The sequence below is a fragment of the Shewanella sp. NKUCC05_KAH genome (genome assembly GCF_019345585.1).
GTDB classification, from domain to species: Bacteria; Pseudomonadota; Gammaproteobacteria; order Enterobacterales; family Shewanellaceae; genus Shewanella; species Shewanella oncorhynchi.
This window is the reverse complement of record NZ_JAHKQZ010000006.1, coordinates 38,865-53,109: the sequence shown is the minus strand read 5'-3', so window position 1 is coordinate 53,109 and position 14,245 is coordinate 38,865. Positions and strand designations below refer to the sequence as shown.

The following is a 14,245-nucleotide window of genomic DNA, read 5'->3' as shown; positions in this document are numbered from 1 at the left end:
TTGAGTGCGGAATTAGATATAACTCTTAATATTCAAAGCAATAGGTTTTATGTTTGATTGTTATCTAGTGTAAAAGTTTTTTTATGTTTGCCACGACTGACTTGCGATTAACCTTTCAATCCGTTCCATTAGGTTTAAATGCGGCTTGTATGCTTAGGTAAGGATTCTGTCATGATTCGTTACGTTATTGAATTGTTGCTTATTTGTGGTTAATGGTATTCTCGTCATCCAATAAAAACGTGCTTGAGCTATGGATTCAGGGCGATAACTTTAGATTGAATATAATAAGAATGGAGAATGACGTTGAAAACAGTACTAAAACGGATTGGACTCGGCAGCTTAGTCTTAGTGCTGTTATTAGTGGCGCTGGCCGCCCATGAATGGTTTGCGAAAAAGCCGTTTTTCTTTCGCGCATTTCTAGACCGCAGTGTGGTCAAGATGGCTTTCGAAAGCCCTGAGACCTTAACCTCATTGGGTTTCTTAGAATCGGTAGGGATTACAGGCCATAACGCCGAGTTGGATGACGATAGTCCAGAGGCGATGGATAAGACTTTCGCGCAAGTGCGAGATCTGCGTGAAACCCTATTGAGCTATTCCGATGCGGATTTAGATGAAAATCAACGTATCTCCAAGGATATTGCCCTATATCTTGCCGATTTCGCATTGGTCTCTGAGCCGTATCGTTACCATAACTATCCGCTGAATCAGTTATTTGGCGTGCAAAACGGGTATCCAAGCTTTATGCAGGCGCAGCACCAAGTGCATTCTGTGGGCGATGCAGAAAATTATCTGTCGCGTTTACAAAAGGTGAAACTTAAGTTTGCGCAAACTCTCGAAGGTTTAAAAATTCGTGAGGCTAAAGGGATTATTCCGCCTAAGTTCGTGATTGAGCGGGTGCTCATCGAGATGAATGATTTTGTCGCGACGCCAGTGCAAGACAATATTCTCTACAGTTCCTTCAAAACTAAATTGGCTGACACGGATATCAGTGCCGATGAGCAAGCACGGTTATTGGCAGCGGCGGAAGCGGACATTAAAGGTTACGTGCATCCAGCGTATCAATTATTTATTGATTATTTTACCCAGCTACAAGCCAAAGCTGGGACGGATGATGGTTATTGGGCGCTGCCTAATGGCTCCCTTGCCTATGAGCAACTGCTGAAGTTCTTTACGACCACTAATTACACTGCGGATGAAATCCATGCCAAAGGGCTCGCAGAGGTAGATCGCATTCAAAATGAAATCATGACTATTTTAGCCGCTGAAGGTTACGATATAAGCCAAGGTTTCTCGGTCGCGATTGAAGCATTAGCCGCCGATCCTAAGTTTTACTACGAGGATAGCGATGCGGGTAGGGCGCAAATCCTCGTTGATTATCAAGCGATTCTTGATGAAGTGAATGCGGGACTCGGTGATGCCTTCCGTATTCGACCCGAAGCAGGCATGGAAGTGGTGCGCATTCCTGAATTTAAAGAGAAAACAGCACCGGGTGCCTATTATCAGCAGCCCGCGATAGACGGTAGTCGTCCAGGGCGTTTCTATGCCAATTTATATGACATCAAGGCCACGCCTAAATACGGTATGCGCACTTTAGCCTACCACGAGGGGATCCCTGGGCATCATTTCCAAATTGCAGTGGCGATGGAGTTAGAAGGTATGCCACTTATTCGTAAGATGGCGCCTTTTACGGCATACATTGAAGGTTGGGCTTTATATAGCGAACGTTTGGCTTGGGAGCTTGGTTTTCAAAAGGATCCCTTTGATAATATCGGTCGTTTGCAGGCAGAGTTGTTCCGCGCTGTGCGTCTAGTGGTAGATACAGGTATTCATCATAGCCGTTGGACTCGCGAGCAAGCGATTGACTATATGAAGAAAAATACTGGCATGTCCGATCGTGATGTCACGGCTGAGATTGAGCGTTATATCGTTATGCCAGGCCAAGCGACGGCCTATAAAGTCGGCATGATGAAAATTCTCGAACTGCGCGAAAAAGCCAAGTTGGCCTTAGGTGATAAGTTCGATCTCAGGGATTTCCACGATGTAGTTCTGAAGAATGGTGCAGTTCCTTTGGATATCTTAGAAACATTAGTCGATCGCTACATTGCTGATAAAAAAAGTGCTGATACAAAAAATGCTGAGGCCAAAGCCACTGACGCTAAAGCGAAAGTTTAGCATTTGGTTGTAACAGTTAACGTTCAGTAATTGATAATAAAGTATTACTTATCAATGACTTTTCTCTGGATGAGACCCGTTCCCTGTCTGCGGATAAGTTTGTTATTTTATCCTGCGGGCATGGTGGGGCTGTCTATCGTGGCTATCATTCTGGCTTTCGGCCAAGGCTTTCAATACAATCCCACACAACTTATTGATAAATGTCGCGCGGCAATGGCTTGCTATTGCTCGGAGTTGATATTTTTAGTTTCAAGGTTTTTACATGAATCGCTTGTCCCCCCAAGATCCTATCCAATTGACTCGAACCACGATTGAGTCATTATTCACGCCGCCAACCTTAATGCGTGCCCGTGATTATGTGATGAAGGGACGGGTGTTGAGCGCCAAAGCGAACGCCGATTTTCGTCATATTGAAGGTCGTGTCATGGGGACGGAATCCCAGCCCTATCGGCAGGATATTCGCCTTGTCAGCATGAACCATAAGTTGATCATGAATGGCTTCTGTTCATGTCCCGCCACTGGGCATTGCAAACATATTGCTGCCGTACTTTACAGTTTACTGAGTGATAGAACCGTTGAAGATCAACGTATTGCTCAGTGGTTACATCTGCTAGACGAAAGTGATGATCTCACGGTTTCAAATGTTGATTTACTCTACGACGATCGCGTGCTGTACGTGTTATCTAAAGATGATAACGGTGTGTTTCTTGAGCTAAGAAAAGGCAAGTTGGCGAAGAATGGTGGCTATAACAAAGGCTCGAAAATCGCTTTATCCGACGTGCAATATTACATGCCCGCTTGGATTGGCGCTGAAGACGTGCTCATCATCAATCTCATCATGTCAACCCGTCGCCACGGTGCCTCGCGTCTGTATCTTAAAGCTCAGTTAGGTGCCATGGCACTGGAAAAAATGCTCGTCACTGGGCGGTGTTTTTGGGAGGAGAGTCGTTTACCGCTCACCCGAGGTGAAGCGAGCAAGCCTGAATTCATTTGGTTAGATAAGGATGCCGAGCATAAACAAATGCAGTTAATGCTGCCCAATAAGGACAATTGGGAGCTGATCCCCTGTGAGCCACCGACTTATATCGATTTAGATTATTTTAAAGTTGGCGCATTGGACACAGAGATCAGTGTTGAAAAGCTGTTATTACTCAGTCAGATGCCGCCAGTGCCTAGCTCGCAGATTGAACTGGTGAGCCACAAACTGATTAAGCATTTTTCGGCGAAAACGGTACCTACGCCGGCTTTGATTGATTTTGTCGAGCTGCAAGTGCCGCTTCAAGTTAGGTTGACCTTAACCTCGCAGGAGTTACCTGAGTTTGCTATGGCGCAGCCATTAGTGCTGCTGGAGTTTATCTATCAAGATGTGGTGCTCGGCGGTCAGTATCCCGACGAGCCCTTGTCTTTAGTCACCCATCAAGGCAAAACCTATCAAGTCGCGCGTCAACTCGATGCGGAAATGGATGTGATTAATCGTTTGATGGCATTGGAACTGGTGGAGCTTGCGCCTTCTTTTATCCCTAACAGTGGCAGCTATGTCAGTATTTGGGGGTTAGGTTCACTGCCTGAAACGATTGATGCTTGGTTGCACTTTATTCAACAGGAAATCCCGATCCTGGAGGCCTTGGTGGGCTACCAAGTGCATTTTGCCGACAATTTCAGCTTAAATGTCATTGAGACTCCGCTGGCGATTGAGCTGGATGATACGCAAGAGGGGTGGTTTTCTCTGTCACTGAATGCTGATATCGATGGTCAAATAGTGCCTATGTTGCCTTTAATTGCCACTTGGCTTAAGCAGTACGGTGAGCCCGCCGATGATGCAGAACTGCTGTTACCCAGCCCAAATGGTGATTGGTTAAAAGTCAAAGCCAGCGTGATTAAGCCGCTGATCAGCATTATTTTAGAACTGTTCGATAGCCACAAAGGCAACAGCGTGTCTTTGCCTAAATACCGTGCCCACTTATTAAATGATTTTGCCGACAGTGATATTCGTTTGCTTAATGGCGAACGAGTGCGCAGTTTAGCGACTAAGCTCGAAAATTTTAACGGTGTGTTAGAGGTCGCAGTCCCAGACAACTTAAATGCTGAGTTACGTCAGTATCAACAGCAAGGGTTGAATTGGCTCTGTTTCTTAAAGGAATATCAGCTTGGCGGTATTTTAGCCGATGATATGGGGCTGGGTAAAACCATTCAAACCTTGGCTTTTTTACTTAAGCAGCAAGAACTAAAATCCACGGTGGCAAGTTGTTCACCGAGTTTAATTATTTGCCCAACGAGCTTAGTGGGTAATTGGGCGAAAGAAGCCGCGAAATTTGCGCCTTCGTTAAAGCTAGTCGTTATTCATGGTGCTTTACGCAAGCCTTTGCTCGAACGCTTAAATGAGTTTGATATTGTGGTGACGACCTATCCGCTGATCGTGCGCGACAGTGACTATTATCAACGGCAGGTGTTTGAACATATCGTGCTCGATGAAGCGCAGCAGATAAAAAATGCGCAGGCGAAAGTGACTCAAGTGATTAAAGATCTTAAAGCGCCGTTTAGATTGTGCCTGTCGGGTACGCCGCTTGAAAATCATTTGGGCGAACTTAAGTCTTTGATGGATTTTTGTTTGCCCGGACTACTCGGCACGAATGCCTTCTTTAACAAATCCTTTAGGCACAAAATAGAACGTTATGGCGATATGGAGCAAGCGCAAATCTTGAGTCAACGGATTGCGCCTTTTGTGCTGCGCCGAACCAAAGATGAAGTGGTCGGTGAATTACCCCCTAAAACCGAAATATCCCAGAGCTTAGAGTTAGAAAAAGATCAGCGAAATCTCTACGAGAGTATTCGACTGGTGATGGAGAAAAAACTGCGGGATTTATTTGCCACTCAAGGCGTTGGTAGCAGTCATATCGAGTTTCTCGATGCCTTACTTAAGCTACGCCAAGCCTGCTGCGATCCGCGCTTGGTGAAGTTAGAGCAAGCGCAGAAAGTGAAGAATAATGCTAAGTTAGACTGGCTGAAGCAGAACTTGCCCGAGATGGTGCTAGAGGGACGTAAGATATTGATTTTCAGCCAGTTCACTAGCATGCTCAGCTTGATTGAAGCTGAGCTGGTGGACTTGGGGCTCGATTACAGTAAGCTCACAGGACAAACTCGCCTGCGCCAAGCGCAGATAGATAAGTTCCAAGAGGGCGACACGCCTGTGTTCTTAATTAGCTTAAAAGCGGGCGGCACTGGGCTCAATCTCACCGCGGCGGATACTGTGATCCACTATGATCCCTGGTGGAATCCGGCGGCGGAAAAACAGGCTACGGATAGAGCCCATCGTATCGGCCAAGATAAGCCTGTGTTTGTCTATAAGCTGATTGCAGAAGGTACAGTAGAAGAGAAAATCCAAGAAATGCAGCAGCATAAGCAAAGTCTGGCGGACAGTATTCTCGAAGGTAAAGGCAAGGGCACATGGCAAGGAAGCGCCGATGAACTGTTATCGCTCTTTAGCTAAATCGTGGCCAGTTTTTCTAAATTGATTGAATCATTTGACTGAGGTGAACCATGCAGTACCAAGTCGACACTCATACCCATACTGTGGCTTCGAGCCATGCTTATAGCACGATTCATGACTACTTAGCGGTGGCAAAGCAGAAGGGGATTCGCCTATTTGCCACCACAGATCATGGGCCTGCGATGGCCGATGCACCGCATTTTTGGCACTTTGTGAATTTAAGAGTTTTGCCACGTATGGTTGATGGCGTCGGGATTTTGCGGGGTATCGAAGCCAATATCAAAAATATCGACGGCGAGATTGATTTCTTTGGTGATTATTTAAAGCAGCTCGATATTGTGCTCGCAGGATTTCATGAGCCCGTCTATCCTCCGTCAGATAAAGCGACTCACACAGAGGCCATGATTAATGCGATTAAGAGCGGCAAGGTTGATATCATTACTCATCCGGGAAACCCCGCCTATCCAATTGATATTGAAGCCGTTGCCCGCGCCGCTGCTGAATACGGTGTGGCGCTCGAAATTAACAATTCCTCCTTTGAAGTGTCCCGTAAGGGCAGCGAAGCCAATTGCACTGCGATTGCCAAAGCGGCCAAGGAATTTGGCACTATTTTAGTTATGGGCTCTGATTCCCACGTGGCTTTTAGCTTAGGCGGTTTTGCGCGGGCGCAAGCGATTATCGATGAAGTGGCTTATCCGCCATCACGATTACTCAATCGTAGTCCTTCAGCACTCTTGGCCTTTTTAGCTGCCCGTGGCCATGAAACCGTTGCTGATTTGATCCCCTTATTCAGTGACGATGAGCCATGCTGTTGATTAGTGATGAAAATAGTGGCAACTAAAGTGACGCCACTTCAATGCGGGGCGGCGAGTGCCACAGACGCTAACACTCCTCAAGTGGTGTTAATCACTGGCGCGAAGAGTCAGCTCGCTCAGGCCTTGCTGAGAGTCGCTGCCGATATTGGTGAGCTAGCCCCAAATACCAGCACAAGTACAAGTACAAGTGCAAACTCAGTCGTACCACTTAAGCTTTATGCGCTGAGTCGCAGTCAGTTAGACATTACCGATGCCGCCAATATTGCCGCAGTGTTTACTCAATATCGACCAAGCTGGGTGATCAATTGTGCGGCCTATAATGCAGTGGATGCTGCTGAGCATCATGCAATCGAAGCGAATGGCGTGAATGCACTCGGCCCTGAGTTATTGGCGCAGCAATGTTGGCTGTCGGGGGCGCGCCTACTGCATGTGTCGAGCGATTATGTGTTTGGTGGTCATGCTGTTTGTGATGTTAGAGAAACTGGCGCTGAGCCGTATCAAAATCCAGACTCAGCTCCAAATCATTTACCAAGGCCATTTGTTGAACTTGATGCTCCCGAGCCGTTGTCTGCTTACGGCAAGAGTAAGTTGCTCGGCGAGCAGAAGGTATTGGCGGTTCTGGGCGAGGATGCAACGATTGTGCGTACCTCATGGCTCTACGGTCAAGATGGGCATAATTTTGTCCAAACCATGCTGAACTTGATGCGCACTCAACCAAGATTGCAGGTGATAGTCGATCAAATCGGCTGTCCGACGTGGAGTGATGCACTCGCTAAGGTGATTTGGCCATTAGTCATGCAACAGTGCTCGGGCGTATTTCATTACAGCGCTCAAGGCCAATGCAGTTGGTATGAATTTGCCTGTGAAATCCAGCAACAAGCCCTAGCGCTCAATCTGTTAAGTCTGCCAGTAGTTATCCAGCCGATTACCAGCGCTCACTATGCTAAACAAGCATTAAATCGCGGCGTGAGTTTGGCAAAAAGACCGAGTTATAGCGTGTTGAATAGTGCCAAAGTGCAGTCCGCTTTGGCTGTCAATACCGCACTGCCTATGCCTGATAACGTCGTATGGCAAGATTGGCGTCAGCAACTGAATTGCATGTTGCGACGCTATCATGACGACAATTAACGTGACTCACATTTGGGTTTAGGCAGTTTTAATCAGGCGTTAAGCGTTTACGTCATCGCAGTGATTAACGCTTTCGAAAACCATAAGCCCGCCAATAATCAGATTTAAGCGACAAATGTAGACTATCAATATGAAAACATAGGCTGTGAATACGAATGCAGCTGGACTTAAGCCTCTTCTCAGCGCCAATGGCTTGCCTTAGTATCGTAATCACTTTGTGTATCAGTGGTTTTGTGCACCGCGGTTTAAGCTGCGAGTCTTAGTCTATTTTGCTTGATGTATGATGAATTTGTTCTAAATTCCCCTTGGATGACAATGGCATAATGCCAAGATATTTAATGCATTAAGGAAGTTTCAGTGACAGACAAGACGACAATAGCGCAGACATTAACCAAACAAGATCTACTGCAAGTGGTCGCGATTGCCAAAGCCGCAGGCGATGCCATTATGACGGTTTATGGTCAAGATGACTTTTCGGTGAGCCATAAGGGGGACGATAGCCCTGTGACGGCCGCCGATTTAGCCGCGCACCACGTGATAGTGGCGGCATTGGCAAAGCAGTTTGTCGGTATTCCTATTATGTCTGAGGAAGCGGCGGATATCGCGTGGGACGTGCGTCGTCAATGGCAAACCTATTGGTTGATTGATCCTTTAGATGGCACTAAGGAATTTATTAAACGCAATGGCGAGTTTACCGTCAATATTGCGCTTATCCATCAAGGGGTTGCTATCGCAGGTGTAGTATATGCGCCTGTGCTCGATACGTATTATTACGGCGCTAAACATTTAGGTGCGTGGCGCCAACAAGCGGGTCAAGAGAGTCCCTTATTGGGCGCCAACACGCCACGCGAAATGCCGATGATTGTCGGCAGTCGCTCGCACTTGAGCCCAGGCTTAACGCAATATTTACAACAGTTTGGTGAGCATGACATCTTAAGCGTGGGTAGCTCGCTTAAGTTTTGTATGTTGGCAGAAGGCAGTGCCGATCTGTACCCCAGACTTGGCCCAACCAGCGAATGGGATACTGCGGCGGCGCAAGCTGTGCTCGAAAGTGCAGGCGGCACAGTTGTCTGTTATGACTCAGGTGAACCATTAACTTATAATCAAAAACCTGACATTTTAAACCCTTACTTTATTGCCACAGCTCCTGGCTGGGTAAAATAACGATTGCCTTGCATCAATCTCACTTGATGAAAGGGCAAGCTAAACACTGGAGTAGTAATTCATGATGCGCATGGGCGTCGATTTAGGCGGAACAAAAATAGAATTAGTCGCACTGAGTGATGAGGGCAATGAGCTATTTCGCAAACGTGTGACGACGCCACGTGACTATCAGGGCACGCTTGCTGCGGTGGTTGATTTAGTTAAGGAAGCGGAAGCGACTCTTGGCGAGAAAGGCACTGTCGGCGTGGGTATTCCAGGTGTGGTATCGCCCTATTCAGGTTTAGTCAAAAATGCTAATTCGACGTGGATCAATGGTCAGCCCCTCGATGTACATTTAGGGGAATTGTTGCAGCGTGAAGTGCGGGTTGCCAATGATGCAAACTGTTTTGCGGTATCAGAGGCGGTCGATGGGGCAGCCGCTGGCGCTTCTGTGGTGTTTGGCGTGATTATTGGTACTGGTTGTGGCGCGGGTGTGGCAATTAACGGCAAAGTTCACGGTGGTGGTAATGGTATCGGCGGTGAATGGGGTCATAATCCTTTGCCTTGGATGACCAAGGAAGAGTTCAATACCACCCGATGTTTCTGTGGCAATCCCGATTGTATCGAGACCTTTATTTCAGGTACTGGCTTTGTGCGTGATTATAATGTGGCTTTGACGGCAGCGGGTACAGTGCGTGCTCCTGCCAAATCAGGTGCCGATATTATGTTGTTAGTCGATAAAGGTGACGCCATTGCGGTTGCTGCATTTGATCGTTATATGGATAGACTCGCACGTTCACTCGCCCATGTAATCAATATGCTCGATCCCGATGCCATAGTGTTGGGCGGCGGAATGTCGAATGTCGCGGCGATTTACCCAAGATTACCGGCATTGCTGGCCCATTATGTGGTGGGGCGTGAGTGTCATACGCCTGTGGTGCAGAATCTATACGGTTGTTCATCGGGTGTGCGCGGTGCCGCTTGGTTGTGGGAAAAGTGATCCATTATTGAGGATATAAACTCCACCAGTGAACTCATTACGCTATGAAATCAACGTCTAGTGATATCAGAGTCTTGTAAACAATAGCCCAGTAAAACGCTGGGCTAGCTTTATGTGCGATGTATTCCCCCCGTATTTTGATGCTATGATTGCGCTCCTTTGGATTGCTTGGCATGGACATCATGTTTTGGGTTAAGAAAGTTGTTTCACAGGGGATGATGCCGATTCCCTTTATCCTATTGTTATTACTGATTTCTTTTCTAGTATGGCGCCGTCGCAGTATGGCGAAATACTTAGTATCCTGCGCTTTTTTTCTCTTACTGTTTTTAAGCAGTCAACTGAGTGTGAATACCTTAGTGCGTCCGTTAGAATCAGCTTACCCGATTAATTCCACGCCCATCGCAGGCGCTTGTTTTGTGATGGTATTAGGTTCTGGGCATGCTGATATAGCGGGAGCGACGGCGGTGCAATCCTTATCGGACGTCGCCCTTACAAGGTTAACTGAAGGAATTCGGCAACTTAAGTTGGGTCAAGAGTGTATGTTGATCGTTAGCGGCTGGGGTGGTGAACTCACTCAATTTTCCCATGCTGAAATGATGGCTAAAGCCGCGGTAGAGCTAGGTGTTGATAAAAGCCGAATTATTCAATTTCCACTGGCGCGCGATACGATAGAAGAAGCGCAATACTTAAAGTGGGAGTTAGGGGAGGAGCCCTTTCGCTTAGTCACATCGGCCACTCATATGCCAAGGGCGATGGCTATTTTCACCGCTAAAGGCTTACACCCATATGCTGCACCAACGGATTTTATTGGCCGAGATGATTTTTGGTGGCGGTTAACCGCCGATAATTTAGTGGCTTCTCAACGGGCGATTCACGAATACATTGGCCGTTTGTGGTTATGGATAAAGGCCGTAAGTTAAAGGTGTGGTTTGCCAAGTTCAGTCTAAAGATAGTGAGTTTTAACAGGAAGATGAACAATGACAATTGAGTCAGAAATAGTATCTGTGCGTCCTTTATCGAAACGAAATGGGTTAACCTTAACTTGGCTGGGAGGCTTAAGTCTGGTGCTGGGTTTGGGACTGTTTCTGACGTGGCCGGCCTTGTTTGCTGTCGGTTTGATGTTTTTTAGTTTGGGCGCTATTTCACTCATTCTCGGTTTAGCCAAGGTGTATGAGCCGGAAACGACTCTAGCACTAGATGACAAGGGGCTGACCTATTTTCATCGCCGCGGCAAAGTGGCTATCGATTGGGATAATATTCAGCGGGTCGATATTCCGCGGGTGACTAATGGTTTAGATACTATAGAGTTATCTTATTTAGGCATTAAACTGAAACATTTAAATCCCATTCTCGATAATATTTCCCTGCGTCTAGCAACAGGATTATTAACTGAACAGCGACCTTTGCTGGTGACAGCCGCCTCTCAAGATGCAGACTTAGCGACTTTAGAAACTTATCTCGGCGCTGAGTTTGGCCCTTTAGTGATAGAAGGGGATCGTTATCGTGGCGTATTGGCTATGTTTGGGCATCGCTGCGTGATGTTAGATACGCGTTTAGGGTATCACTTGTATATTCCCCATGACAGTTTAGATAGGGAACCTAAGGACTTTATTAAGTTACTTAGACAACGTATTGCACAATGTAGCCGCTCAGCTGGTTAAATCTACAATCTCAATTGAAGATCATCAGCAATAAAAAAGGGGACCCTAGGGTCCCCAATGAGTTGCAGAGATTAAAGTTTGGGTTGTGCAGGGGCAACCCAAAGGTACTAGTGTGCTACCTCTGCGTGTACCTTATCTACACCGTAGGTTTTACCTTCAGCATGACAAGTTGCGCAAGATTCTACTGGTAAGTTAGGATCTGTCATTGCGTCAGCTTCAACCACAGCACCGTTACTTCTAAAGTGAGCGACAGCCGCTGCATCAGAGTGAGCGTGACAGCTACGGCATGATTCAGCTACTGGACTAATGTAGTTGCTACCCACTTTGATTGAACGTTTCTCAGAGGCTAAACCACCGTCAGTCGCAAACAGTTTTGCATCATCTTTGTGACATGCAGAACATGCAGTTTCTGGTGATGGATAACCGACTAATTCACCATTAGCATCGCGGAAGATCCCTGCGATAACATCAAAGTTACCACTGTGGAAACGGTGGGCGACGGTGAATAAGTCTTTGTTATTGAAAGTGACTTCTGGATTAATGACTTTGCTACCGTCTTCACCTTTATAAACCACTGTTTTATGGCCTGATGCACCCGTTGTATCGTTGTGACAGTGCATACATTGGTCAAAGGTGTAAGTTCCGTGTCTGGTGCCCTTGATATAATCTAAGGTGCCGTGACAGTCGTTACATTTTGCTTCTTCTACGGTAATTCGAGCAGGATCTGTCATTCGAGCTTTAACTACTGCAGAAGCATCTAAGCTATAGAATTTAACAGGAGCAGTGTTACCAATTGGATTTGTTGGGCCAAATTCAAGTCCTGTGGCATTACAGCTACTCACTTTACCTGCTTTGATACAGACGTTGGCTTCTGAACTGACGTAGATAGTACCTACAGCTTGGGCATCGGGAATATCTTTTACGAAAGTTAATTCACCATTAGATAAGGTTCCATCTTTCAGTGTCAGAGCGATTGCTGTTGGTTTGACATCTCTCCAAGCGTAAACAGTACCATCAGTGGTTACGTTACCCAGTAATAAGCCGTTAGCCACAAACATACCAGTAGGGTTAGTTGTCGCGTTATACACTTTTAAATCGGTTCCGTTAGGAATTGCAGCGCCATTCATGGTCACATTGGCTTTTAATGTCAATGTTTTCATTCCAGGTGCTGCTGAAGTCGCTACTGCTGCACTGGTAAAGTCAACTTTGAATAGGCTTGCATACTCAGCGCGTTTACCGACACTATGTACAGCTTCAGGTGTTAAGCTACCGCTGCCATGGCAAGATTTACATTGAGTATCATCAGCTTGGGCTAAACCAAATTCTGAATGGTTTTCGCCAGTGGTGAAGTTCACATTGATATGACAACCCACACAAGCTTGTGCATAAATATTGGTGTTATAACTTGGTGCACCATCATGACAAGATTTACATTCTTTCAAATCAGATGGGAAACCAACTTCACCGAAATATTCTTTTGCTTCGCCACTTAAGCTGTCACTGATGTGATGACCTGCGTGGATCCTATGGATCATGGGAGCAAAATCAAATACCCAACCTTCGGCCAGTTGTGCGTCACTTGGAACGAGATCAGGGTTATGGCAAGTTACGCAGTTTTTAACATCTTGGTAGTTATGATGGGCTTCAATCTTCGCGATATGGCCGTCTACTTCACCGTGACAGTTTTTACATGCCGCACTAGATACTGTGTCTTTACCCGATACACCTAATTCATCTGTTGCAGGGATAAAATCAACGGGTACAGATAAAATCTTGTCAGATAGGACAACACCAGTACTATCGGCGATGTTGTAAGCACGTAAAAAGACTCTGTGTACTGCGTTTGGATTATCATTTGGATTGATAATTGGTGCTGCGCCACCATAAGTCCAAGTTGCTGTGTAAGTGCCTGGCGTCGCTGTATCTTCGGTTAAAGTACAAGCGTTTTTAGTTCCGTTCAGGCCGTTTAGAGTACAAGTTAACGAAGTGCCAGCGGCATTTGCCGTGGCATTATTTTGCCACTCAATCGGCGCGCCAGTACCTGAGGTGTTTTCATTTGCTGTTAAAGAATAAATTGCAATTTTATCCAGTCCTTTGAAAGGGACTACTTTGCCTGCATTTTTACCCGTAACAGTAAATTTAACACTGAAGCCTTCACTGCTAGTCACTTTAATGTCAGCAGGACTTAACGTGAATGCCAGATCTGTAATGGATTGAGCTGTCGTTGCGAAGGAACCCGCAGGGGCTCCGGGTGTACCTGGTGTTCCGGGAGTGCCTGGTGTTCCGGGTGTACCTGGTGTGCCAGGTGCCCCATCTTGACCATCGCTTCCGTCCCCGCAGGCGGTAAGACTTAAGGTACTGACAAGAGCCAGTGCCAGTAGAGATTTATTGTAGTTTTTCATCATCGCGTCCCTTTTTCTATCTATAAGACTGCGTGTGCAGTGCCTCTAATATAGGAGGATTCATCTACTTATAAAGTGGTATTTGCAAATTTGTATCTGATATGTGAACGATGATTTAACACCCGTGAATGGTAATTCTAAACTTTGCATTTTGATATTTTAAATAGTGAAATTAAGCCGCTAGCCTATGATGTGTATCACGATTTTAATCTTTAAACTTAGGCCGAAATGATGAATTCATTTTCGGTTAAGCAAAATGAACGATGTTAAGAGAGCCTGAATCTTAAGTCGTTATCTTAAGGTTTTGAGCACAAAAGCAATGGGATAAGAGAGCGAGGATGGGGGGAAGATATGGCATTTTAAAGTGATTTAATTGTGCCTTGGATAAATAGAAGCCATAGCCCAGTAAACCCACTTAACCCACTTAACATCCATGA

Annotated in this window: 9 protein-coding genes; 8 read left to right on the top strand and 1 reads right to left on the bottom strand. The window is 46.1% G+C overall.

Going from position 1 to position 14,245, the window contains the following annotated elements; all coding sequences use genetic code 11:
* Positions 1-297 precede the first annotated feature (297 nt).
* The 8 genes from KO533_RS07625 to KO533_RS07590 all read left to right on the top strand — a co-directional run bounded on the left by KO533_RS07625 (position 298) and on the right by KO533_RS07590 (position 11,406).
* Positions 298-2,172, top strand: a complete 1,875-nt coding sequence (locus KO533_RS07625; RefSeq protein ID WP_251073380.1) for a DUF885 domain-containing protein — start codon at positions 298-300, stop codon at positions 2,170-2,172.
* A 262-nt stretch (positions 2,173-2,434) separates the two neighbouring features.
* Positions 2,435-5,659 (top strand): DEAD/DEAH box helicase, encoded by a 3,225-nt coding sequence (locus tag KO533_RS07620; protein WP_219253533.1) that lies wholly within the window; start codon positions 2,435-2,437, stop codon positions 5,657-5,659.
* A gap of 50 nt (positions 5,660-5,709) precedes the next feature.
* Complete coding sequence (locus KO533_RS07615; protein ID WP_028760589.1) at positions 5,710-6,474, top strand: phosphatase; 765 nt, start codon at positions 5,710-5,712, stop codon at positions 6,472-6,474.
* A 6-nt stretch (positions 6,475-6,480) separates the two neighbouring features.
* Entirely contained in the window at positions 6,481-7,602 is a 1,122-nt protein-coding gene (gene rfbD / locus KO533_RS07610) for a dTDP-4-dehydrorhamnose reductase (RefSeq protein WP_219253531.1), read from the top strand.
* 357 nt (positions 7,603-7,959) lie between these two features.
* Positions 7,960-8,766 (top strand): 3'(2'),5'-bisphosphate nucleotidase CysQ, encoded by an 807-nt coding sequence (cysQ, locus tag KO533_RS07605; RefSeq protein ID WP_219253529.1) that lies wholly within the window; start codon positions 7,960-7,962, stop codon positions 8,764-8,766.
* A 61-nt stretch (positions 8,767-8,827) separates the two neighbouring features.
* Positions 8,828-9,745: a fructokinase gene (gene mak, locus KO533_RS07600; RefSeq protein WP_219253527.1), complete on the top strand. Its 918-nt coding sequence runs from the start codon at positions 8,828-8,830 to the stop codon at positions 9,743-9,745.
* Between the two features lie 218 nt (positions 9,746-9,963).
* Entirely contained in the window at positions 9,964-10,665 is a 702-nt protein-coding gene (locus KO533_RS07595) for an ElyC/SanA/YdcF family protein (protein WP_219253618.1), read from the top strand.
* Positions 10,666-10,722: 57 nt separating this feature from the next.
* Positions 10,723-11,406, top strand: a complete 684-nt coding sequence (locus tag KO533_RS07590) for a DUF2982 domain-containing protein (RefSeq protein WP_212600041.1) — start codon at positions 10,723-10,725, stop codon at positions 11,404-11,406.
* A 107-nt stretch (positions 11,407-11,513) separates the two neighbouring features.
* On the opposite strand, the gene KO533_RS07585 is transcribed toward KO533_RS07590, so the two are convergent.
* On the bottom strand, positions 11,514-13,811 hold the full coding sequence (locus tag KO533_RS07585) for an OmcA/MtrC family decaheme c-type cytochrome (RefSeq protein ID WP_219253525.1): 2,298 nt from the start codon (positions 13,809-13,811) through the stop codon (positions 11,514-11,516).
* Positions 13,812-14,245: the final 434 nt, after the last annotated feature.

Excerpts from the sequence above, each read along its gene's own strand:
- KO533_RS07625 (WP_251073380.1), top strand. The coding sequence starts at position 298 with ATGACGTTGAAAACAGTACTAAAACGGATTGGACTCGGCAGCTTAGTC.
- KO533_RS07620 (WP_219253533.1), top strand. The coding sequence starts at position 2,435 with ATGAATCGCTTGTCCCCCCAAGATCCTATCCAATTGACTCGAACCACG.
- KO533_RS07615 (WP_028760589.1), top strand. The coding sequence starts at position 5,710 with ATGCAGTACCAAGTCGACACTCATACCCATACTGTGGCTTCGAGCCAT.
- rfbD (WP_219253531.1), top strand. The coding sequence starts at position 6,481 with ATGAAAATAGTGGCAACTAAAGTGACGCCACTTCAATGCGGGGCGGCG.
- mak (WP_219253527.1), top strand. The coding sequence starts at position 8,828 with ATGATGCGCATGGGCGTCGATTTAGGCGGAACAAAAATAGAATTAGTC.
- KO533_RS07595 (WP_219253618.1), top strand. The coding sequence starts at position 9,964 with ATGCCGATTCCCTTTATCCTATTGTTATTACTGATTTCTTTTCTAGTA.
- KO533_RS07590 (WP_212600041.1), top strand. The coding sequence starts at position 10,723 with ATGACAATTGAGTCAGAAATAGTATCTGTGCGTCCTTTATCGAAACGA.
- KO533_RS07585 (WP_219253525.1), bottom strand. The coding sequence starts at position 13,811 with ATGATGAAAAACTACAATAAATCTCTACTGGCACTGGCTCTTGTCAGT.